Origin of the sequence: Mariniflexile sp. HNIBRBA6329, from assembly GCF_043558645.1 — a bacterium.
Lineage (GTDB): Bacteria > Bacteroidota > Bacteroidia > Flavobacteriales > Flavobacteriaceae > Mariniflexile.
The window spans coordinates 57,862-79,640 of sequence record NZ_JBIFXS010000004.1 but is presented as its reverse complement, the minus strand read 5'-3'; the positions used below and the strand labels follow the sequence as shown (position 1 = coordinate 79,640).

Below are 21,779 nucleotides of genomic sequence, written 5' to 3'. Positions count from 1 at the left end.
AGCCTCACAAGAAAACATCTTGAGAGGCTTTTTAATTTACTGAAATCTTTGTTCATCTATTGCTTTTTGAAATAAACTCCAATTCACTTCATCAGCATTAATAGCAAAAGTTTCTGATTTTTTAAAAAGAGCCGTTATACCTCCTATAACACCACCACCTAAAGCTCCTATCCCACCAAAAGCGACTGCGCCTTCGCCAGCTGTATATGAGAAAAACAAAGCGTCTGGATCTGCTGAAGAAATACCCATGATAGCCCCTAATGTAGCTCCTGATACAGAACCAATAAGAACATTATTACCTGGTGATCGTTTGGTTTTAATAGAACCAATTTCTTGAAAACTAATGTTTTCTTGCTTGCTTCCTACTTTTAATCTCAAAAGCGAATCATTAATAAAAACAACATGTCCTTTACCAATTTTATTTCCTTCTAAATTATACACCCTTAAAAAAGCTTTTTTAACAATTGCACTTTCTTGAGCATAGAAATTTATGCTTAACATTATAATCAAACTTAATGTTAATGTTTTAATTTGTTCTTTATACGTCTTCATAATTCATTTTTAATTATTAATTGCGATTGTATTTAACAAACCATTTAACAGCTTCATTAATGGCTTCTCCAATGGGGTTAAAAGCGATTCTCAGCTCAGTCTTTGCTTTGTTATTGGAATAATAATTGTTTGAGCATATAGCTTTCATATTTTCCATTGACAAACTCGTTCTAATTTTTAACCACCTCAACATATTTCCAAAATACCCGATGGTTAGCAAAACAGGTTTTGGCAATTCAAGTATTAAATATTTTCCATTTGTAATTGTACGAAGCAATTGAAAAAATTGTTTAAAAGTTAGATTTTCATTTGCCAATAAATATAATTGGCCATTTTTACCTTTTTCCAAAGCCTTTATTATTCCTTTCGAAACATCCTTAACGCCCACAAAATTTCTGCCTCCTGGTGGGCAAAAAACAAGTCTTTTTCGCAACCCCATTAGAACGATTTTTCCTGAAGTGGGCTTACTATCATATGCACCTATCAAAAAAGTAGGATTCACGGTAACAACTTCTATCCTATGCTTTTGTTTAGCTATATATTCTTGTGCTTCAAGCTTACTAATTGCATAAAATGATTTATCAAAGGGATCTCTTATTTTATGCGACTCGCTACCCAAATTATCTAGGGATCCAAATCCAATAGCACTGGCTGTACTCACATAAATAAACCTTTGAACATTATTGATAATAGCTGCTTCTATGGTATTTTTAGTTCCTTCAAAATTCACTTTCCTGTAATCCTCATAATTTAAAACACTCTGACTAGTAGTTGCAGCAATATGTACAACATATTTAATATTACCCATAGATGAACACAAACATTTGTAGTCCATTATATCTCCCTCAATAAGTTCAAGGTTTTCATGTTCGAAAGCTGGAAATTTTTTCTTATCTCTTAACAACCCTTTAACTGAATAGCCTTGAGATAACAATTCCATAATGGTATTAACCCCTAATAACCCATTTGCACCTGTAACAAGTACTGTAGATTTAGAAACAATATCAGATTTTTTCATTTATATAATATTTAAAAATTATAGCATAAAGTTGCTTTTACTATAGCACTTTGTATGTTTTCTGATTCATTAAAATTGAATTTTAACAACCCAATATTATAAACATGCGTAAACGTTAGTCTATTAATTAGTTCATATTTTATTCCCAGTTTTAGTCCCAAATCAAAATCGTCAAAATAGTTTTTTAAATTAGTAATGCCTTCAACATATTTAAACGATTCATTAAACAAACCTCCTAATTGAGGTGTTATCAAAAAATCAAACGAATCAAAAAGATTGATGCTCTTATCTAATTCAACACTTTTTTGCACTTCTTTATTCTTAAATATTTTAGAAGAAGAAAGCTTTATACTTTGTGCGTTTATTTTAAGGACAAATACAATTAGAAAAATGATGCTGAAAATGGTTTTCATAATTTCAATTATTAATGATTTGATATATTTACTGTACAATTCAAATTTAAATGATCTCCAAAAAACCGGTATCCGAGATTGTTTATAGACGATAATTTCGGACACATTTCCTCTTCAATAGAACCTCCTTAAATGGCATTGCTGGTCAACCTGCTTTTAATTGCCGTTGGTAGAATAGCATCTAAAAACATAAAGGTTTTATTTACGCTTCCAGGAATAATAACTTCCTTGCCTTTTTCAAACTCAGTAATAGTAATTTTAGCAACGTCCTCTGGGTTCATTATTGATTGTCTGGAAACCCAATCTAACTTTCTATTTTGAACACATAAACCTATTGTGGTATTCATACCTCCGGGGCAAACAATGGATACCGAAATACGATGTGGCTTTAACTCCTTTCTTAAACTTTTTGAAAAAGATAACAAATAGGCTTTTGTACCACCATAAACCTGCTTCTTTGGAAGATGAAAAAAACTGGCCATACTACTTACATTTAGTATTCCAGACGGAGCATTCTCCTTAAAATCATCCATAAACAACTTGGTCAATAATGTTGGTGTTGCTACATTGACATTGATTTGAGCAAGAAAATAATCTTCATTCATATTTTCAAACAAACCTTTACTTAACATTCCAGCATTATTGATTAAATATTTAATAGAGATACCTTTTTCCTTGATTGCTCGGTACAAACGCATACAATTTGTTTTAGAACTAAGATCCATTTCAAAAAACAAAACATCGATTTGAAAATTCGATTTTAGGAATTCGCTTAATGCGTACAATCCGGAATTCGGAAGTGCCACTAACACCAAGTTCATCTCTTTTTTTGCGTATTCAATGGCCAGTGATTTACCAAACCCTTGACTTGCGCCTGTTATTAGTGTAAAATTTTTCATGATTATTTTTTTAATAATATTTTTTGGTTTTCTATAAACACTTTTCTTCAATTTTTTTATTTGATCGAATTAAAATTCGTTCGACCAAATCTGGTAAAATTGGTTGTAAAAAAGCATTCAACCTACCAAGACCTGTTAACGTCGTTCTAAATTTTCTTTTTTTTATATTGTTAACTATTGAACTTGCAACTTGTGCTAATGTTTGGACATTGCGCTTAGCTCTATCTCTTAAAATAATCAGTGCGCCGTCTTTATCAATTGTAGTTTTTTCTTTTTCAATTTCTGTTATTCCAACAAATATTAAGCCTACATGAATATTTGAATTTACTTCTTCAATCCTTATAGACTCAGCAATAGCTCTTAAAGCCATTTTAGAAGAACAATAAGCCGAATTATTTGGCAGTCCTCTAATACCTGCAACACTAGAGACGAAAACAACGCTTCCTTTAGATTTTCTTATATGGGGTATTGCATGTATTGAAGTATTTACAGATCCAAAAACATTAACGTCAAAAACTGCTCTAAATACCTCCGGGTTCAATTCTGAAAAATTCCCCCGCATTGATACCCCCGCATTATTAATAAGAACATCTAACTTTCCAAATATTTTTATGGTATAATCAACTAATTCCTTTGCTTGATTTTGATCAGAAATATCGCAGCAAAAAAATGAAACTTTCCCTCCTATATCTTTAATACTCTTTTCTACTTCAAGCAATTTTTTTAAATTTCTACCATTCAACATAATGCTTGCTCCTTTCTTAGCCATTGTTAATGCAGTAGTTTTGCCAATTCCTCTACTAGACCCAGTAATTAAAACTACTTTGTCTTTAAATGTTTTGAGTATCATGATTGAAATTTTAAATAATTAATAGTTTGAAACAACCCGTTTTTTAGTGGTGTTATGCTATACCCCAAATCTGTAATTGCCTTTTGGGAAGTTGAACATCTGTTTACAAAAAGAGAATCAATCACCTTAGCGGTAATACCTAATGAAGCCCCCATAATTCTTTGAATAGTATTCATTATTGAAAAACACATTTTTAAAAATCCATAATTGATTTTTATGATTTTAATTTTGCTTTTTGTTAAATCTTTAATCGTCTTAAAGAGGGCTTCATAACTCATGTTTTCGCCTCCAATGATATACTTTTCGTTTGTTTTGGCAGGTTTCATTGCTAATATGTGCGCATTGACCACATCATCTATAAAAACATAATTAGCAGTTACATCCAACTTAGATGGAACAAATAGAAAATCATTCTTAACCATTTTAGAGATTAATGTGTTCACCCCTCCTGTGAATGTTTTAGGTCCAGGACCATATACTCGAGTGACGTTCAAAGTAACGCTTGACAATCCTTTTTTATGATATTCACTAACCAGCTCTTCTGACATGCTTTTGGTCAATTCATAATCATTTGAATAAGACACCAATCGGGGTTGATTTTCATTAATTGAAACACGCTTATAAGACGGACCATATACAGCCAAAGTGCTCGTGTAAATCACTTTTTTAACTTTGTGATATAATGATGCTTTCAAGATATTTTCAGTACCCAAAACATTCGTATTATAAAAATTATCGAACTTTTCAGATTTAAGATTGGTATAAGCGGCTGTATGAAAAACATAGCTGCAATACTTTGATGCACTTTCTACAGATTGGTAATCGCATACATTGCCTTTTATAAGTGTTATATTTTTATGGATTGGAATCTTGCTGGAATTTAAATCCCTAACCAAGGCATTTACTTCATAGTCTCTATTTGCAAGAGCTAACGCCAATTGATGGCCAATATAACCAGTGGCTCCAGTAACTAATACTTTCATGATATTTTGCTTTTTAAGGTTAAACAGTAAAACAGAGATATTTCATAAACAGCCGATAATGCCAAATGGATAAAAAAAGCATACCATATACTGTTTGTAAAATAGGTAAAGACATATAGAACAATTCCGAAAGGAATAGCTCCAATAATTTCTTTTTTTGAATCGAATATGTGAATAAGCACATATAGTATGGTGCCATATAAAATTGCCAATGGAAGATTTGTGAACTCTAAGAATTTAAAGAGCAATACACCCCTAAAAAAGAATTCATAGCATAGCAAAAAGCTAAAACGAATAATGAAATAGACCCAAGCATTTGAAAAATCGTAATGACTTTTATCTTCATTCTCAATTTCAAATTCATTAGCAGACAACTTGGAAAGGTAGGCACATAAAAACAGGATACTCAAAAAAAGCAACAGCACATATAATCTAGGAATGGTTATAGAATCCACCAGGAAGCGTAAATCTGGGATGATTGTATAAAATAGAATTCCAAAAAGAACTATCCCAAGCAAATGCTTTAAATTCAAAAGGCGCAAACCATTACTAGCCACTAATGCAGTTTGCAAATTATTAACACCTAACTTTTTATATATCATACTTACAATAAAGTATGTAGTAAAGCTTACGGATATTAAAACCCAAATAATAACTGAGGTATTCATGATTTTGCTGGTATTAGGATTACATCAAACAATGGACTAAAGGCTTCAATTTTCACACATTTTCCATGCTTGTAATGAAATAGGTTGTACTTCCCTTTAGAAAACTCAACTTTATAAACTCCATTACTAATTGCTTTTACCGGAACCATCTTATTTAAATTGTCACAAAAAATATTTTGTACACTTAAGGGTTCTTTAAAGTACATACAAACAAGATTTTGTTTTATAGGATTTAAGTCAAGAATACTTGTCTTGTCAAAAGACTCAAGATTGTACTCACCATTTTTCAAGCTAATACTGTGATTAGATTTCACCTTATTGTTTACTTTTCTAAAAACTGAGGAATGGATTAATATCCCTTCTTTAAAAATGGATAGCTCCTTGCCTGTAATTTTAAACTTTAAGAGATACTGAGCTTCAATATTACTTTCTAAAGTATATGTAACCGAGTCTCCCTGCATCAGTTCGTTCATCTTAATAGTCCCTATTACCACATTGTTTTTAAGCACGTTATAAGTAATCACTTTACTTATAGGAACCTCACTTGCAGCTAAAGAATTGGTTAATACCAAAAGGAAAAACATAAGTTTTAATCTTATGGCCAACTTCTTAAACCCTGCTATTCGTTTAGATAGGAAAGAATCTTTTTTTAATCGCTTAATAACGTATAAAATTAGTACTGGTATCATGACTAACGGTTTTAGGATTATTTTTATAATCGTAAAAGTATTAGGCAACATCAATACCAATATCCGATATATTCTAAGTTGTGAAAATTAGGATGTCCAACGATAATTTCGGACTAAAAACTTAAAATTGGGCCCTAAAATCGGATGGAGTTTGAGAAGTAAATTTTTTAAAAGCAGAATAAAAGGTAGATTTTGAATTGAAACCACACTCTAAACCAATAGCCACAATAGTATAGGCACTAAATTCATCTTTGGATAGAAATTTTTTGGCTTGTTTTACTCGCAATGAATTGATAAAGTCTGAAAAATTATAATTGCTATAGGTATTTATTAATTTGGAGAAATGACTTTTACTAATCCCTAATTCTGAAGTTATGGTTTCCATACCCAACAAAGGATCTAAATAGAGCTTTTTATTTATAATGTGGTTTTTAATGGCTTCAAACTCATTTTTATGTTTTTCGTTGTGGACTTCATTATAATTAAATGATTTATTTGCTTCAATATCTGAAGAAATCAACACATTATTATTAGTAATGGTACTTCTTAATGAAATACGGTCTTGTACAATATTATATTTATAAAATCCTTGATAACCTATCCAATACAATAAAATTGAAGTACCAAATCGCAAAGGAATATAAGCCATTTCATTTCCTGTATTGCTTTTAACAATTATTGCAAAGATCCAAAAAATGATAATTAAGACTCCAAACTTTATAAACCATTTAATCCAGTTTAAATCGTCATAAGCTAAAATATAATTAAGCAAACTATGCTTTCTAAAAATAAGTAAACAGGTATTGACAAAAAGAAACACACAATAAATAAGATTACATATTTCTTCAATTTTTGTGTATTTTTCAATTAAAGCATCGTTTAGATTTGGCACGTTATAATACACATAAGAAATTAAACAAAGTCGAATTATAATTTCAATAATAAAAACAAGAAGGGTTAGTTTTATAAAATCATTTACTTTGTTTTCTATTTTTAGAAAATGGGTTGTAAATGCATAAAACATGGGAAAAATTAGAACGTACCATGGCACCTCTAATTGTTGGATTAAAAATAAATCTGAAATAAACCCATTATCAATAAGCCACCTTTGTAAATTATTTAAAGAAATGAATAAAACCACTAAGTTTAAAAAAACAACGGTTTTGTTGAATTTCTTCTTCACAAAAATAGTTACCAGATTAAATCCAAAACCCTGAATAACACCGGCAATTAGCAAAAAATTGATAATTGGAACTATATCCATCTCAGTACGATTAAAATAAAAGAATGCCTTAGAGACGTTCTAAAATCAATTAAAATCAAACTATTAATAATACAAAGGGAAACACTAAACTTACTTAAGACGAATATAACAAAAAAAGATATTGTTTTCAACACTAAACACTTATAATCAATTTGTTTACAAGGCGATGTTGCTATTTCTTAATAGAAATTATGAAGATATTTTAGATACTTTTCGTTTAAACTCTTGATAATTGAGATTGGTTGTTCACAAAGCCTACTTGAGAGTGACGTTTAGCTTGCTTTTGAGATTTGTTTACTACTACATAATAGATATACCCATCTAAAAGTCTATCTATAAAAGTTTTCGGAAATATAATATTCGTTTTCATAATTAGCTGGATATTCAAGTTTATACTCAAAAATAATTGCATTTTTCGAGAAACCATTTAGGAAATGTGCTAAACATTTCAACTATTTTTATTAAATTTCACAAAGTCTTCCAAAACCTACTTATAATTTCTCAAAAAATGCAAGAACAATTTATTCAGTACTTAAAGGAAAAAACACTAAACAACAGCTCTTTTGTGGATGAAATTGCTAATGTTTTAGACATAGGCTATGACGCTGCTTACAGACGTATTAACTCTAAAACAAGCTTAACACTGGAGGAAGGAATAAAACTTGCAAAACATTTTAAAATTTCACTAAATAAATTATTTGAAGTAGGAAGCCAGAACACAATCATTACTGAGTTGTCGCCGCCAATTCATAATAAAGAAGGATTAGAAATGTGGCTTAAACAATCGTATAATAGTGTTTTTCCTTTAACCAAACTTAAAAGCGCTTCCATCATTTATTCTGCTAAAGACATTCCATTATTTCACACCTTAAAAGACTCTTTACTATCTCGTTATAAAATATATGTTTGGTTGAAAGATGTAGACCCTGACATGACAAGGAACAAACTTACTTTTGATGACTTTATCAAAAATATCCCAGAATCTCTACTCGAAAATGCTTTTAAATTAGGCGAAGTTTATAAAGATATAAATATTACTGAAATATGGAATAACACAACTATTAATGGCACCTTACAACAGGTTCTGTATTATTTTGAAGCTGGAGCACTTTCTAAAGAATTAGCATTGCTTATTTGTAAAGACATAGAAGATGTTATTCGCCATATAGAAAAACAAGCTATTCAACAGTCTTTAATCGGTTCTAAAAACAAAGCTATTTATAATTTATACATTAACGATATTCATACTATGAGCAATACTATTATGGTAAAAACACCTTATCAAAAAGTTTTTTTTACACCATTTACCGTTATTAGCTATTTTAAAATTGAACATCAACCTACTTGTGAGCTTATGTTTGAATTTTTCGAAAAACAAATGAGCATCTCTAAACTTTTAGTCAATTCAGGTGAAAAGGATAGATCATTATTTTTCAACAGAATGCATCAAAAAATTAACCGATTACGCGAAAGAATAATAATTGATAACGATGCTTTTGATTTTGAATAAACCGATATTAAACGTTAAACCTTGTTAAAAATTTGCTTTTCTTCTCATTTTCATTATATTACAAGTTATGATACACGAAGACAAAGCAAAATACTCAGACATTTTAGAAAATTCCATCACCTATTTAAAAAACCGCGGTTTTGAAAATATTAAAGCCGATATTGATGGATACGAAACTCCTAAATCGTACTCCAAAGCAGGAAGTAAAATTACCATAACCCCAGATATTGTAGCTGATAAAGAAGGCAGAAAACATTATTTCGACATTAGTCTAAAATCAGAAAAGCCCAATTTATTAAAATCTAAATGGCTTTTTTTAAACGCTTTAAGCACTTTGAAATCATCAAGATTTAAGCTTATAACCACTCGCGGGCATTATGCCTTTACTCAGGAAATGTTGAATGCTACCAATCTTACCAATAAAACACTTATTAAAATTTAAGACTATTTTTTTAGTACTGCCCCCACAAACGATAGAAATCGTTTCCTTTTTTGAAACACAAAAAAAACATAATCCTTTGAGTGGGCTCAAGGTAAACTACTGATGTGACATTTTTAATATTTCAGGGTCTAAAAAAGTGATTACAAAAATAAATTGTATCTTTTTTGTAACATTTTTTGATATAGTTACGTATAACTATTGAATAATAACATTCATTTTTAACTTACAGGAGCACTTATAGATGAGACAACTTAAAATTACGAAGCAGGTTACCAACAGAGAAACCGCTTCGTTAGACAAATATCTTCAAGAAATTGGAAAAGTTGACTTAATTACCGCAGACGAAGAAGTAGAATTGGCACAACGTATTAAAGCTGGCGATCAGGCGGCTTTAGAGAAGTTGACTAAAGCAAATTTACGTTTCGTGGTATCGGTAGCTAAGCAATATCAAAACCAAGGTTTAACATTGCCCGATTTAATTAATGAAGGCAATTTAGGTTTAATTAAAGCGGCACAACGTTTTGATGAAACACGTGGTTTTAAATTTATATCATACGCTGTTTGGTGGATTCGTCAATCGATTCTTCAAGCATTGGCTGAACAATCGCGTATTGTACGTTTGCCTTTAAACAAAATTGGTTCTATCAATAAAATCAATAAAACATTTGCGTTTTTAGAGCAAAGCCATGAGCGCCCACCAAGTGCTGAAGAAATTGCAAAAGAATTGGATATGACCATTAACGATGTTAAGGAGTCTATGAAAAATTCTGGTCGCCACGTAAGTATGGATGCGCCTTTAGTTGAAGGTGAAGATTCAAACTTATACGACGTATTAAATAGTGGTGAGTCTCCAAACCCTGATAGAGAATTATTACACGAATCATTACGTACCGAGATTGAACGTGCTTTAGAAACTTTAACACCCCGTGAAGCAGACGTTATTCGTTTATACTTTGGTTTAGGAAACCAGCACCCAATGACTTTAGAAGAAATTGGCGAAACGTTTGATTTAACTCGTGAACGTGTACGCCAAATTAAAGAAAAAGCAATTAGAAGATTGAAACATACTTCTAGAAGTAAAATATTAAAAACATATTTAGGCTAGTAATTTCCTCATAAGAATTGCGACTAAATTACAGTAACAAACAGTTACACATAACTGTTCGTTTTTTGATTGATGAAAGAACCCTCGGCTGATTACCGAGGGTTCATTTTTTTATTCATATTCCTAAATCACTTCCAAAAGCAAGGAAACTTCCAAAAGAGTTTTTCTATATTTGCAAAAACTTTATAATACCTAAAAAATAATGGGTTCTAAACTAATTGCTCCTTCATTACTTGCAGCCGATTTTGCAAATCTTCAACGTGATATAGAAATGGTTAATAATAGTGAAGCAGATTGGTTTCATATAGATATTATGGATGGTGTTTTTGTGCCAAATATTTCATTTGGCATGCCTGTATTGCAAGCCATTACTAAGCATACAAAAAAAACAGTAGATGTACATTTAATGATTGTTGACCCAGACAGATACATCAAAACATTCGCAGATTTAGGTAGCGATATTTTAACGGTGCACTATGAAGCTTGTCCGCATTTACATAGAACCTTGCAAGCTATAAAAGCTGAAGGCATGAAAGCGGGCGTTTCATTAAATCCGCACACCAATGTAAATCTTTTAGAAGACACCATTTGCGACATAGATTTAGTACTTATCATGAGTGTAAATCCTGGTTTTGGCGGTCAAAGCTTTATTGAAAACACTTATAATAAAGTAAAACAACTTAAAGAATTAATTACACGTAAAGGCGCTTCAACCATTATAGAAATTGATGGAGGTGTTACAACCGCAAACGCCAAAGCTCTTGCCGATGCCGGTGCCGATGTATTAGTTGCTGGAAGTTTCGTTTTTAAAAGTGGCAACCAAATCGAAACTATAAAGGAATTAAGAACTGTAGCTAATTCTTAATCTTGCTTTATATAATAATATAGCAAATCTGTAGTAGTTACAATTCCAACTAAAACACCTTCATCTACAACTGGCAGTGCATGAAATTCTCTTTCAGCTAAAATAGTAGCAGCTTCTTTTATTGTAGTATTACTGTTTATTGCTACAATATTTTTGCTCATAACCTGCTCTATTGTAAAATTATTATATACCACTGCATCAACATTATGCTCATCTTGCGTGGTTTCAGCGAAACTGATTTTTAACAAATCAGAAAAACTTAACATACCTATTACTACATCGGAACTAACTACCGGAATGTGCTTTATTCTGTACTTATTAAAAAGCATTTCAGCTCTTTCCAAGTTGTCGCTTCTTTTTAATGCAACAACTTTTTTGCTCATTATTTCTGAAACTGGAACAGATTGTTTCATGGTTTATATTTTATTTATTTTGGTTGTTTAAAACAATTTTAGTAGATATTTTATTAAATCGGTAGTGGTTACAATACCGACTAATTTATTGTTATCAACAACTGGCAGAGCATGAAACTCCTTAGTTGCCAATATTTCAGCGACTTCTTTTATTGAATTTGAAGACGTAACTGTTACAATATGCCTTTTCATTACTTGCTTAATAGTAAACATATTATAAACCATAGCATCTGCATCAGCATCCGAATCTAAATCATCTGTAACATCAGCAAAACTTAAACGAAGTAAATCGGTATAGCTTAGCATACCCACTACAGCATTACCACTTACTACTGGTATATGTCTTATATGGTACTTTTTAAAAAGTCTTTCTGCCGTTTCAAGACTGTCATTCTTTTTTAATGTAATAACAGGCACTGTCATTATCTTTGAGATAGGTGCTTTTTGTATCATGACTTCAATTTTAGTTTTCACTACACTAAAATTATAAAATCAAACCATAAAAAATCATGACAAAAGTCATTTAAGGCTTTTTAATAACCTGCTATATTAAAATTTAGCATTTGCCTTACTTTACCGTAAACGTAGGGAAATTCAGCTTTAAATGTTTGGGGCGTTTCTATAAAGTTTTCTATAATAACCGCTAAAAACTCAAACTGATTGGTAAAGGCATATTTTCTGAAGTAATCGGAATCCTTTAATTTATTTCTTAATATTTCATCTGAAGCCAACATATCTGATAGTTCTTTAAACGAATCGCTGAAAATTGTAGAACTTACATCACGTTCTTTCATACTATTTATATGGATGGCATGGGTAAACTCGTGTATTCCTAAGTTAATATTATCCTTACTATTACTAAAACCTTTCTTAAAATCTTCCCAAGAAATAACTAATGCTCCAAATTTCGGATTAAACTCACCTTTATGATACGTTTGATTAGTATTGGAATAAAATGCACTGGGATATACTACTATTTTAGAAATTAAGCCAATATAAAAATCGCGAAAACCAAAGGTTAGCATAACGGCCGTGGCTGAAATTAAAACTTTTATTTCATCATTAATTACAATACCATCCCTACCAATGAAATCTTTATCGTTAACAAAAGATGCAACACGATGCTCGAAGTATTTTTTTTCCTTATTATTTAGCTTGTTGTAAAACGAAAATTGCTTTTCTAAAACATTTCTTTGATTTTTATTTAAATGTCTTAACCGGAAATAAAAATGATTATACAAAGGCTTTTTTTTTCTTAAAACATAGCCCATTTCCATCATTTTAAACATATAGTGCAAAATAATGTAGCCCAAAACAACAAGCAAAATACCTATAAGAATTTTGCTGCCTAAAGTAAAATTTTTAGTAACTAGTAGGTTTAACATGAGGTAAAACGTCTGTTTTAAAAAATAAATTATATTTTAAAAACTTAAAAGTACAAAACCTGAGTTTAAAATATTGAATTTTATGTTAGTGTTACACATAAATATCATTAAATAACCACCTCCATTCTCAAAACTAGAGTTATTTAAAAAAATAATGGTGAGCAAAACCACAAAAAAAACAAAAACGCAACTAACTAAAAATAAGCTAATTGCGTTTTAAAATTGTGACCACGGAGGGATTCAAACCCCCGACCGCTGGAGCCGAAATCCAGTGCTCTATTCAGCTGAGCTACGTGGCCAATTATTTTTGAGTCTGAATTATTTTAAGACAATTTAGCCTTTACTATATTGGATATGGTTTTACCATCGGCTTTCCCTGCAAGTTCTTGACTTACTGCGCCCATTACTTTACCCATATCTTTCATGCCCTCTGCTCCAAGTTTTTTTATGGTATCTACAACAACTTGTGTAATAGCTTCTTCGCTCATGGCTTCCGGTAAAAACTGATTGATTACCTCAGCTTCAGCCAATTCCGGTGCCGCTAAATCTTCACGACCTTGTTCTAAATAAATAGCAGCACTGTCTTTACGCTGCTTTACTAGTTTTTGAAGTATTTTAAGCTCTTGCTCTTCGCTTAGTTCTTCTTTAGCGCCACTTTCGGTTTGCGCTAAAAGAATGGCAGATTTTACCGCACGCAAGGCTGTTAATGCTGTTTGGTCTTTAGCTTTCATGGCTTCCTTTAAAGCCGTCATGATATCCTGTTGTAAACTCATTGTTTATTTTAATTAGAGTGCGAAGATAAAAAAAAGTATGCAGTCTTCAATCTATAGTTATAAGTTAAAATATATTAGATTCCTGCTTTCGCAGGAATTAAAAACCCGAAAAGTTGAGGGACACTTTTCGGGTTTCATAACTAAAGTAAGGTAGGTTTCAATTAATCTACATTATCGTGTAAAAACGAGTTATTACTTCTTAATTTAATATCATCGTTATCATCTATTCCTATGCTTGTTCTGGACATATCGGTTTCAGAAGAATGTTTAGAGTCTTCTAAATTGATACCTTGACGTCTGTAAGCAGGCACTCTTTCTATATCATCAATTTTAGCGCTATTGAATTTATAGTTGAAATCTTTCATTTTACGTCGGCGCTCTTCGGCACGTTCTTTAAGCAATTCTGAAATAGGACTGTTCATTGGGTCTATATCACCATCAGCAGTTTCATCTTGAACTGGTTCTTTAACAACTTTCTTTTCGAATACTATTTCTTGATCGAATTCCTCAATCATTTCTTTAGTTTCCACTTGTTTTTTATTCATTGAAGATTCCACTTCAATATAGTCTTCTAGAGCATAACGCACGTCACCTTTTTCATTAGTTTCGTTAACTGGTATTAACTCGACATAATCATTCACTGGAATTTTTTTAACCTCATCGTCTAATCGAAATGAAACAATTTCATCTTCTTCTTTTTCTACTTTATCATTAGAGAACAGAGGTAAATCGAATGTTAATGTTATTTGTTTTTCTTCTTCAATATGATCTGAAACTACTTCTATATCGGTAATATCTTTATCAGCTTTAGACATCCTTGTTACAGGTTTAATAATGAAATCATCATCTTCCTGAATATTAGCACTTACCTCTTCATAAACAACTTTTATGTTTTTTATAAGTTCTGAAGTTGGAATTAAATCGATATTGTTTTCTACTGAAGGTTTGCTTATTTTCTCTTCCTTTACGATTGTTTTTCCAGCTTTCACAGGTGCATCATCTTCCATATCGAAATCTAAAGTATGTTTTACCACGGTTGGCTCTTTATCTTCTTTTAATTCAATAATAGGCGCAATAATAACCGGCTCTTTATCTTTAGCTTTGATATCTAAATCGTCACTTAGTGAGTGTACTACCTTTTTAGTTTCGGTATTAGATATTTCATCTTGTTGCTCTATATTAAAACCCGTAGCTATAATGGTTACGGCAATAGATTCTTCTAAACTTTCATCTTCACCAACACCCATAATAATATTAGCACCATGACCAGCTTCATTTTGGATATGATCATTAATTTCACCTATTTCATCAATGGTGATTTCATGGGTTCCTGAAACTATTAGCAGCAATACATTTTTAGCTCCAGTAATTTTATTATCATTTAATAAAGGTGAATCCAATGCTTTACGAATAGCATCTTGTGCACGATTTTGACCTGATGCCAATGCAGATCCCATAATGGCAGTTCCGCTATTGCTTAATACAGTTTTAGCATCACGTAAATCGATGTTTTGAGTGTAGTGGTGCGTAATAACTTCGGCTATACCACGAGCAGCTGTAGATAGCACTTCATCAGCCTTAGAAAATCCTGCTTTAAAACCAAGATTACCATACACTTCACGAAGTTTGTTATTATTTATCACAATTAATGAATCGACTACATTTCTTAAGTTTTCGATACCAATTTGCGCTTGTTCAATACGCATTTTACCTTCAAATTGAAACGGCATGGTTACAATACCTACTGTTAAAATGTCTAAATCTTTAGCCATTTTAGCAATAATAGGCGCTGCACCCGTACCCGTACCACCACCCATACCAGCAGTAATAAAAACCATTTTGGTATTGGTATCTAGCATATTTGCAATATCTTCAAAACTTTCAACCGCCGATTGCTCACCAACGTGTGGATTTGCGCCTGCACCCAACCCTTCGGTTAAGTTAAGACCTAATTGGATTTTGTTTGGGACGCCACTATTTTGAAGCGCTTGTGCATCGGTATTACAGATGTAAAAATCGACTCCTTTAATGCCTTGTTGGAACATGTGGTTTATAGCATTGCTACCTCCACCGCCAACACCAATAACCTTAATAACATTTGATTGATTTTTGGGTAAATCAAATGCGATACTTGCGAATTCTTTTTTGCTGCTCATAAATTCTGTTTTACTGGTATTATACTTTAATTATTACTTTTTGTTCTTTGGATTTATTTTTCACTCTACTCTGCGTTGTCTAAAAAATCTTTAACACGCTCTGTTAACTTGTCTAGAAAAGAACGACGTTCTTTTACAGGTTTCTCTTTAATTTCTTCGGCAGGTTTCTGTTCTTCCTTTTCTTCCTGCTTTTTCTCTTGTTGTTCTATCTTTTTACGTTCATTGCGTTTTAAACCATCTAAAACCAAACCTACAGCTGTTGCGTATAAGGGGCTTGTAATATCCTCATCGCTGTCTCCTGCTAAATGTTCATTAGGGTAGCCTATTCTGGTGTCCATACCCGTTATATATTCTACCAGTTGTTTTAAATGCTTTAATTGTGAACCACCTCCTGTTAGAACAATGCCTGCAATCAATTTTTTCTTTTGTTCTTCGTGTCCGTAATTTTTAATTTCCACGTACACTTGCTCAATAATTTCAACAATACGCGCATGAATTATTTTAGAGAGATTTTTAAGGGTTATCTCTTTTGGTTCTCTGCCACGTAAACCAGGAATAGATACAATTTCGTTATCCTTGTTTTCCCCTGGCCATGCTGAACCAAATTTTATCTTTAATAATTCTGCTTGCTTTTCTATAATGGAACAACCTTCTTTAATATCTTCAGTAATCACATTTCCTCCGAAAGGAATGACTGCTGTATGGCGAATGATACCATCTCTAAAAATCGCTAAATCGGTAGTACCTCCTCCTATATCAATAAGGGCTACACCTGCTTCTTTTTCTTCTTGACTTAAAACCGCATTTGCTGATGCTAACGGTTCTAAAGTGATGCCTTCCAATTCTAAGCCAGAACTTTGAATACAACGTCCCACATTTCTTATAGAAGACACCTGTCCAACCACTACATGGAAATTCGCTTCTAAACGACCTCCATACATTCCGATTGGCTCTTTAATTTCACCTTGTCCATCAACTTTGTACTCTTGTGGCAAAACGTGAATTATTTCTTCACCGGGAAGCATAACCAATTTATGCACTTGGTTTATCAGTCTGTCAATATCCTCATCATCTATAACCGTTTCAGAATTTGCTCTTGTGATATAATCACTGTGTTGCAAACTACGTATGTGCTGCCCCGCAATACCAACCGTAACACCTTCAATTTTAATATCGGAAGCTGCTTCTGCTTCTTGAACTGCTTGCTGTATGGATTGAATGGTTTGTGTAATATTGTTTACCACACCACGATGTACGCCCAAACTTTTAGATTTACCAATGCCTAAAATTTCGACTTTGCCGTACTCGTTTTTACGACCAATCATAGCCACAATTTTTGTGGTCCCTATGTCTAATCCTACTGCTAAATTATGCTCCATGGCTTATATTTTGGTACATACTACTTGGTTATCAAACTGTAAATTGACTTTACTATAACTATTAAGCGTGTTCTCTTTCATACTCTTTTGATAAAACGCTTTTAGATTATTTATTTTTTTATCTAAAAATGTTACATCTCCTATTTGCACTAAAAATTGGCACTGTCTTAGCTTTAAATAAACAGCCTTATCAATACCTTGATGAATTTCTATAACATGTTTTTTTAAGAATTCATCTTCTTTAATTTTATTCGCAACTATGTAGATGCTTTTTAAATTGTTTTTTTCAACATAACCAGTAACTAGCGGCACTCTAGCAGAAAAATTGCTTGAAAGCGGCATCGAAAAACCGTCGCTATCAACATAATAAGACGCGTTAGTACTTACTCTTGCAATAGGTGTTTTTTGTTCAATTTCCGCATTAAGTGTACCGTTTACAGCAACATACACTTCTGCATTTTTAATCATGGGGTTAGATTTTAGGGCATTTTCTAACTCATTCAAATCTAAAGTTTCTTTAGGTACATTTTTAACACCTTTAAAATTTTGTATTAACAATTTACTAACATTCTCGTTTGTTATAAACAAATCACTTTCTCCTTTAAATTCGATATTAGGATTCGATATATTCCTAACAGAATTTCTATTGGAAGCAAATGCAAACAGAAAAACAACCAAGGCTGCTAAAGCAAACATTTTTATGTAATTCCAGTTAATTTTCACGAGTAAATTCCTTTTTAATATCTTTTACTTCTTCACCTATATCACCAGCACCAATAGTTAGCACAACGGTTGCACTACTTTCGTGTATTTTTTTTAGTAATTCGGTCTTATTTACTAATTGTTTATTTTCATTTTCTATTTTACTCAACAACCAAGACGATGTAACTCCTTCCATTGGCAATTCTCTAGCTGGGTAAATATCCAACAACAACACCTCATCAAATTTTGATAAACTTTTAGCGAAATCATCAATAAAATCGCGGGTTCTACTAAATAAATGCGGCTGAAAAATGGCCATTACTTTTTTGTTTGGATACATTTCCCGCACTGCCTGATGTACTGCGTTAATTTCTTCTGGGTGATGCGCATAATCATCAATAAACACAAAATCATCCGTTTTAATTTGATAACTAAATCGGCGCTTTACGCCTTTAAAAGACGCTAATGCTTTGGCGAGCTGTAGGTGAGGGCAACCATATTCCACAGCCATCGCCAAGGCTATTAGTGCATTAGACAGGTTATGTCTACCAGGTAGGTTAAATTGTAAATTTTCCAGCACTGTTTTTGGTGTTTTTACATCAAAAACATAAGCGCCGTTTTCTATTTTTATATTTTGAACCGAATAATCGGAATCATCTTCTATACCATAGGTAATGCCTTGAATGGGCAACCCGTTTCTAACAAATAATTTCCCGTTAGGTTTTATTTTCTTTGAAAAATCTTCGAATGATTTTATTAACTCTGAAGCATCACCATAAACATCCAAATGGTCGGCATCCATAGAAGTAATACAGGCTAAATTTGGTGATAGTGTTAAAAATGAACGGTCGAATTCATCTGCCTCTACTACCGAAACTTCAGTGCCGTTGATTATTAAATTCGAGTTGTAATTTTCGCAAATACCACCTAAAAAAGCGGTCATTGGCACATCGCATTCATTTAACAAATGCCCTAAAATACTGGATGTGGTTGTTTTTCCGTGCGTTCCTGCAACAGCCAAACAAAAAGTGTTTTCGGTTATTAATCCTAAAATTTGAGAACGTTTTAGAATTTTAAAATGGTTCGCTTTAAAGTATTCAAACTCTAGATGCCCTTGCGGAATGGCGGGCGTATAAACAACCAACGTGTTTTCCGCATCTAAAAATGGCAAAGGAATATTTTTGACAGCATCTTCAAAATGAACTCCAACACCTAAAGCCACCAAACTATCGGTGATTTCAGAAGGGGTTTTATCATACCCAGCAACAAGTTTACCATTCGCCACAAAATAACGTGCCAAAGCACTCATGCCGATGCCTCCAATACCTACAAAATAAACGTTATGTACTTTGTTTAAATTCATTTGCTTTTTAAAAGTTTTTCAACCTCATCGGCTATTTGATTTGTTGCATTAACCAATGCCAATTTTTTTATGTTTTCTCCTAATTTTTTCTGCTTTTCTGGTGACGATATAAGCTGCGAAAATTTGTTCTCGAAATCGGCATCCAAATCTTCCTCCTTAATTATCATAGCCGCTTCCCTATCTACAATAGCCATAGCGTTTTTTGTTTGATGGTCTTCAGCTACATTTGGTGACGGTATAAAAATGACCGGTTTACCCACAATACAAAGCTCGGACACTGAACTTGCTCCAGCACGAGATATCACTATATCAGCCGCAGCATAAGCAAAATCCATGTTATTTAAAAATTCATAAACCTGCACGTTAACAGTATTATTATAAATTTTATACTGATTATAATAAAGCTTACCACATTGCCAAATAACCTGAACGTTTTGGGTATCCAAAAAATCCAATTCTTTCTCAATCAACTGATTGATGCGTCTAGACCCCAAACTACCACCTAAAACCAAAAGCGTATACTTTCCATGTTTTAAATTGAAAAAGTTTTTAGCCTCAATTGTTTTTGTTTCAATATCCAACAATCCTTTTCGAACTGGATTCCCTGTTTTTATTATTTTATCTTTAGGAAAGAAGCGCTCTAACCCATCATAAGCCACACATATTTTTTGAGCTTTTTTAGACAATATCTTATTGGTTATTCCCGGATACGAATTTTGTTCCTGTATTAAACACGGAATATTATTAAAAGCCGCCACTTGTAACAAAGGCCCGCTGGCAAAACCACCCGTACCAATAGCCACATCGGGTTTAAAGGACTTTACAATCTTTCTTGCATTCCAAAGACTACTAATTAGCTTCAATGGAAATGCTAAGTTTTTCAAGGTTAGCTTTCGCTGAATTCCGGTAATCCAAAGTCCTTTAATGTCGTACCCTGCTTGTGGCACTTTTTCCATTTCCATTCTATCTTTTGCGCCAACAAATAAAAATTCAGCATCTGGAAATCGAGATTTCAACTCGTTTGCAATAGCAATGGCAGGATAGATATGACCTCCCGTTCCGCCTCCAGATAATATGATTTTATAGTTACTCATTTATAAAGCTTCGCTTAATATTTCAAGTGGATTTTCATCCATTGTTTCTTGTTCTTTAATTTCTTCACGTTTGGCACTTACGCTTAAAATAATTCCTACAGCTAAACAAGTCATCCAAATAGATGTTCCACCACTACTTATTAATGGCAATGTTTGTCCTGTAACAGGAAATAATTCTACTGCAACCGCCATATTTATTAATGCCTGAAACACAATTGGCAATCCAACACCCAATACGAGTAATTTACCAAAAACCGTATCGGCCTTTTGTGCTACTATAACAACCCTAAACAAAAACCACATATAAAGTATCATGATGAAAAATCCACCAACAATACCATATTCTTCAATAATGATGGCAAAAATGAAATCGGATGACGATTGTGGTAAAAAATTCTTCTGAATACTTTTTCCAGGACCAACACCAAAAACATCGCCCGATGCAATGGCTATTTTAGCTTTCTCGATTTGATAATCGGCTTCGGTATCTTCACCGTTAGAATAATTCTTTATACGATTTTCCCAAGTTTCAACCTTCACGCTTAACGGCCCTGTAGTTAGTTTTGCAACCATTACAAAAAGCACCAAACCTAATATTCCCAAACCTAAAATAATGCCTATGTAACGAACGGGATACCCACCCAAGAACACCAAGATTACAACCATTAAAAACATGATGGCCGTTGTTGAAAAATTTGAAGGAAGTATTAATGCCAAAATCATGAACACAGGTACCCAAAGTGGTAAAATGGAACTTTTAAAAGTGATGTCTTTATCTTTGATTTTAGACATATACCTTGCCACATAAACCATAAGCACTACCGATGCAAAAGTGGATGTTTGAAATGACACCCCCACGATGGGTATTTGAATCCATCTACTGGCGCTTGCGCCCTCTACAACTGTACCTTGCAACATGGTAATTCCTAACAACACCAACACTATAGGAATCATCACCAACGACAACCCTTTAAAATATCTGTACGGAATTTTATGAACCCCATACATAATGGCAAACCCTAAACCTAAATGCACCAAATGTTTTACAAAAAAGGTGAAAGTATTTCCGCTAACGCTTCTATACGCCAAATTACTTGCTGCACTATAAACAGGCAAAAACGACACTATTGCCAACAACGCAACAATTGCCCAAATTAACCTATCGCCTTTTATGTTATTAAATAGTGTTTGCACGTTTTTAATTTCTATTTTTTTAAATGAAATGCTTCGACAAGCTCAGCATGACAAAATCATCG

23 protein-coding genes and 1 tRNA gene are annotated in these 21,779 nt (G+C 32.6%); 4 read left to right on the top strand and 20 right to left on the bottom strand.

Annotation, left to right across the window (positions count from 1 at the left end):
• Positions 1–36: 36 nt before the first annotated feature.
• The 9 genes from ACGK9U_RS06960 to ACGK9U_RS06920 form a co-directional block, all read right to left on the bottom strand.
• Positions 37–552 (bottom strand): hypothetical protein, encoded by a 516-nt coding sequence (locus tag ACGK9U_RS06960; RefSeq protein ID WP_394465645.1) that lies wholly within the window; start codon positions 550–552, stop codon positions 37–39.
• Positions 553–568: 16 nt separating this feature from the next.
• On the bottom strand, positions 569–1,570 hold the full coding sequence (locus ACGK9U_RS06955) for an NAD-dependent epimerase/dehydratase family protein (protein ID WP_394465644.1): 1,002 nt from the start codon (positions 1,568–1,570) through the stop codon (positions 569–571).
• Between the two features lie 11 nt (positions 1,571–1,581).
• Positions 1,582–1,983 carry a hypothetical protein gene (locus ACGK9U_RS06950; RefSeq protein ID WP_394465643.1) on the bottom strand — a complete coding sequence of 134 codons (402 nt, stop codon included), beginning with the start codon at positions 1,981–1,983 and terminating at the stop codon, positions 1,582–1,584.
• A gap of 128 nt (positions 1,984–2,111) precedes the next feature.
• On the bottom strand, positions 2,112–2,882 hold the full coding sequence (locus ACGK9U_RS06945) for an SDR family NAD(P)-dependent oxidoreductase (RefSeq protein ID WP_394465642.1): 771 nt from the start codon (positions 2,880–2,882) through the stop codon (positions 2,112–2,114).
• Positions 2,883–2,913: 31 nt separating this feature from the next.
• Positions 2,914–3,732 carry an SDR family oxidoreductase gene (locus tag ACGK9U_RS06940; protein ID WP_394465641.1) on the bottom strand — a complete coding sequence of 273 codons (819 nt, stop codon included), beginning with the start codon at positions 3,730–3,732 and terminating at the stop codon, positions 2,914–2,916.
• Complete coding sequence (locus ACGK9U_RS06935; protein ID WP_394465640.1) at positions 3,729–4,715, bottom strand: NAD-dependent epimerase/dehydratase family protein; 987 nt, start codon at positions 4,713–4,715, stop codon at positions 3,729–3,731. The genes ACGK9U_RS06940 and ACGK9U_RS06935 overlap by 4 nt, the downstream gene beginning before the upstream one ends.
• Positions 4,712–5,383, bottom strand: a complete 672-nt coding sequence (locus ACGK9U_RS06930; RefSeq protein ID WP_394465639.1) for a CPBP family intramembrane glutamic endopeptidase — start codon at positions 5,381–5,383, stop codon at positions 4,712–4,714. Before ACGK9U_RS06930 ends, ACGK9U_RS06935 begins: the two co-directional genes overlap by 4 nt.
• The gene (locus ACGK9U_RS06925; protein ID WP_394465638.1) at positions 5,380–6,072 is read right to left on the bottom strand and encodes a DUF6134 family protein; all 693 of its coding nucleotides are present in this window, start codon (positions 6,070–6,072) and stop codon (positions 5,380–5,382) included. The genes ACGK9U_RS06930 and ACGK9U_RS06925 overlap by 4 nt, the downstream gene beginning before the upstream one ends.
• 121 nt (positions 6,073–6,193) lie before the next feature.
• Positions 6,194–7,336, bottom strand: coding sequence for a helix-turn-helix domain-containing protein (locus ACGK9U_RS06920; RefSeq protein ID WP_394465637.1), 1,143 nt, complete (start codon positions 7,334–7,336; stop codon positions 6,194–6,196).
• Positions 7,337–7,844: 508 nt separating this feature from the next.
• Here ACGK9U_RS06920 and ACGK9U_RS06915 point away from each other — a divergent pair.
• From ACGK9U_RS06915 to rpe, 4 genes are all read left to right on the top strand, one after another.
• Positions 7,845–8,846: a hypothetical protein gene (locus ACGK9U_RS06915; RefSeq protein WP_394465636.1), complete on the top strand. Its 1,002-nt coding sequence runs from the start codon at positions 7,845–7,847 to the stop codon at positions 8,844–8,846.
• A gap of 67 nt (positions 8,847–8,913) precedes the next feature.
• A complete protein-coding gene (locus ACGK9U_RS06910; protein ID WP_394465635.1) occupies positions 8,914–9,288 on the top strand; it encodes a hypothetical protein in 375 nt (124 codons plus the stop codon).
• A 241-nt stretch (positions 9,289–9,529) separates the two neighbouring features.
• Complete coding sequence (locus ACGK9U_RS06905) at positions 9,530–10,393, top strand: RNA polymerase sigma factor RpoD/SigA (protein WP_100610046.1); 864 nt, start codon at positions 9,530–9,532, stop codon at positions 10,391–10,393.
• Between the two features lie 202 nt (positions 10,394–10,595).
• Positions 10,596–11,258: a ribulose-phosphate 3-epimerase gene (gene rpe / locus ACGK9U_RS06900; protein WP_394465634.1), complete on the top strand. Its 663-nt coding sequence runs from the start codon at positions 10,596–10,598 to the stop codon at positions 11,256–11,258.
• Here rpe and ACGK9U_RS06895 read toward each other — a convergent pair.
• The 11 genes from ACGK9U_RS06895 to ACGK9U_RS06845 all read right to left on the bottom strand — a co-directional run bounded on the left by ACGK9U_RS06895 (position 11,255) and on the right by ACGK9U_RS06845 (position 21,717).
• Positions 11,255–11,671: an HPP family protein gene (locus tag ACGK9U_RS06895; protein WP_394465633.1), complete on the bottom strand. Its 417-nt coding sequence runs from the start codon at positions 11,669–11,671 to the stop codon at positions 11,255–11,257. The two genes, rpe and ACGK9U_RS06895, sit on opposite strands and share 4 nt — an antisense overlap.
• Before the next feature lie 27 nt (positions 11,672–11,698).
• Positions 11,699–12,124 carry a CBS domain-containing protein gene (locus ACGK9U_RS06890; RefSeq protein WP_394465632.1) on the bottom strand — a complete coding sequence of 142 codons (426 nt, stop codon included), beginning with the start codon at positions 12,122–12,124 and terminating at the stop codon, positions 11,699–11,701.
• Positions 12,125–12,204: 80 nt separating this feature from the next.
• Complete coding sequence (locus ACGK9U_RS06885) at positions 12,205–13,056, bottom strand: zinc-dependent peptidase (RefSeq protein WP_394465631.1); 852 nt, start codon at positions 13,054–13,056, stop codon at positions 12,205–12,207.
• Between the two features lie 225 nt (positions 13,057–13,281).
• Positions 13,282–13,355 (bottom strand) — tRNA-Arg (locus ACGK9U_RS06880).
• Between the two features lie 24 nt (positions 13,356–13,379).
• The gene (locus ACGK9U_RS06875; protein WP_394465630.1) at positions 13,380–13,829 is read right to left on the bottom strand and encodes a GatB/YqeY domain-containing protein; all 450 of its coding nucleotides are present in this window, start codon (positions 13,827–13,829) and stop codon (positions 13,380–13,382) included.
• A 161-nt stretch (positions 13,830–13,990) separates the two neighbouring features.
• The gene (gene ftsZ, locus ACGK9U_RS06870; RefSeq protein WP_394465629.1) at positions 13,991–15,985 is read right to left on the bottom strand and encodes a cell division protein FtsZ; all 1,995 of its coding nucleotides are present in this window, start codon (positions 15,983–15,985) and stop codon (positions 13,991–13,993) included.
• 65 nt (positions 15,986–16,050) lie between these two features.
• Complete coding sequence (gene ftsA / locus ACGK9U_RS06865) at positions 16,051–17,364, bottom strand: cell division protein FtsA (RefSeq protein WP_394465628.1); 1,314 nt, start codon at positions 17,362–17,364, stop codon at positions 16,051–16,053.
• 3 nt (positions 17,365–17,367) lie between these two features.
• Positions 17,368–18,060, bottom strand: a complete 693-nt coding sequence (locus ACGK9U_RS06860) for a cell division protein FtsQ/DivIB (RefSeq protein WP_394465627.1) — start codon at positions 18,058–18,060, stop codon at positions 17,368–17,370.
• A 16-nt stretch (positions 18,061–18,076) separates the two neighbouring features.
• Complete coding sequence (gene murC / locus ACGK9U_RS06855) at positions 18,077–19,429, bottom strand: UDP-N-acetylmuramate--L-alanine ligase (RefSeq protein ID WP_394465626.1); 1,353 nt, start codon at positions 19,427–19,429, stop codon at positions 18,077–18,079.
• Positions 19,426–20,523 carry an undecaprenyldiphospho-muramoylpentapeptide beta-N-acetylglucosaminyltransferase gene (gene murG, locus ACGK9U_RS06850; RefSeq protein ID WP_394465625.1) on the bottom strand — a complete coding sequence of 366 codons (1,098 nt, stop codon included), beginning with the start codon at positions 20,521–20,523 and terminating at the stop codon, positions 19,426–19,428. Before murG ends, murC begins: the two co-directional genes overlap by 4 nt.
• A complete protein-coding gene (locus ACGK9U_RS06845) occupies positions 20,524–21,717 on the bottom strand; it encodes an FtsW/RodA/SpoVE family cell cycle protein (protein ID WP_394465624.1) in 1,194 nt (397 codons plus the stop codon).
• Positions 21,718–21,779 lie beyond the last annotated feature (62 nt).

Bases quoted from the DNA above. Each gene is read 5' to 3' on its own strand.
- ACGK9U_RS06915 (WP_394465636.1), top strand. From the start codon at position 7,845: ATGCAAGAACAATTTATTCAGTACTTAAAGGAAAAAACACTAAACAAC.
- ACGK9U_RS06935 (WP_394465640.1), bottom strand. From the start codon at position 4,715: ATGAAAGTATTAGTTACTGGAGCCACTGGTTATATTGGCCATCAATTG.
- ACGK9U_RS06890 (WP_394465632.1), bottom strand. From the start codon at position 12,124: ATGATACAAAAAGCACCTATCTCAAAGATAATGACAGTGCCTGTTATT.
- ACGK9U_RS06925 (WP_394465638.1), bottom strand. From the start codon at position 6,072: ATGATACCAGTACTAATTTTATACGTTATTAAGCGATTAAAAAAAGAT.
- ACGK9U_RS06905 (WP_100610046.1), top strand. From the start codon at position 9,530: ATGAGACAACTTAAAATTACGAAGCAGGTTACCAACAGAGAAACCGCT.
- ACGK9U_RS06910 (WP_394465635.1), top strand. From the start codon at position 8,914: ATGATACACGAAGACAAAGCAAAATACTCAGACATTTTAGAAAATTCC.
- ftsZ (WP_394465629.1), bottom strand. From the start codon at position 15,985: ATGAGCAGCAAAAAAGAATTCGCAAGTATCGCATTTGATTTACCCAAA.
- rpe (WP_394465634.1), top strand. From the start codon at position 10,596: ATGGGTTCTAAACTAATTGCTCCTTCATTACTTGCAGCCGATTTTGCA.
- ACGK9U_RS06955 (WP_394465644.1), bottom strand. From the start codon at position 1,570: ATGAAAAAATCTGATATTGTTTCTAAATCTACAGTACTTGTTACAGGT.
- ACGK9U_RS06860 (WP_394465627.1), bottom strand. From the start codon at position 18,060: ATGTTTGCTTTAGCAGCCTTGGTTGTTTTTCTGTTTGCATTTGCTTCC.
- ACGK9U_RS06930 (WP_394465639.1), bottom strand. From the start codon at position 5,383: ATGAATACCTCAGTTATTATTTGGGTTTTAATATCCGTAAGCTTTACT.
- murC (WP_394465626.1), bottom strand. From the start codon at position 19,429: ATGAATTTAAACAAAGTACATAACGTTTATTTTGTAGGTATTGGAGGC.
- ACGK9U_RS06940 (WP_394465641.1), bottom strand. From the start codon at position 3,732: ATGATACTCAAAACATTTAAAGACAAAGTAGTTTTAATTACTGGGTCT.
- ACGK9U_RS06950 (WP_394465643.1), bottom strand. From the start codon at position 1,983: ATGAAAACCATTTTCAGCATCATTTTTCTAATTGTATTTGTCCTTAAA.
- murG (WP_394465625.1), bottom strand. From the start codon at position 20,523: ATGAGTAACTATAAAATCATATTATCTGGAGGCGGAACGGGAGGTCAT.
- ACGK9U_RS06960 (WP_394465645.1), bottom strand. From the start codon at position 552: ATGAAGACGTATAAAGAACAAATTAAAACATTAACATTAAGTTTGATT.
- ACGK9U_RS06885 (WP_394465631.1), bottom strand. From the start codon at position 13,056: ATGTTAAACCTACTAGTTACTAAAAATTTTACTTTAGGCAGCAAAATT.
- ACGK9U_RS06945 (WP_394465642.1), bottom strand. From the start codon at position 2,882: ATGAAAAATTTTACACTAATAACAGGCGCAAGTCAAGGGTTTGGTAAA.
- ACGK9U_RS06875 (WP_394465630.1), bottom strand. From the start codon at position 13,829: ATGAGTTTACAACAGGATATCATGACGGCTTTAAAGGAAGCCATGAAA.
- ACGK9U_RS06895 (WP_394465633.1), bottom strand. From the start codon at position 11,671: ATGAAACAATCTGTTCCAGTTTCAGAAATAATGAGCAAAAAAGTTGTT.
- ftsA (WP_394465628.1), bottom strand. From the start codon at position 17,364: ATGGAGCATAATTTAGCAGTAGGATTAGACATAGGGACCACAAAAATT.
- ACGK9U_RS06920 (WP_394465637.1), bottom strand. From the start codon at position 7,336: ATGGATATAGTTCCAATTATCAATTTTTTGCTAATTGCCGGTGTTATT.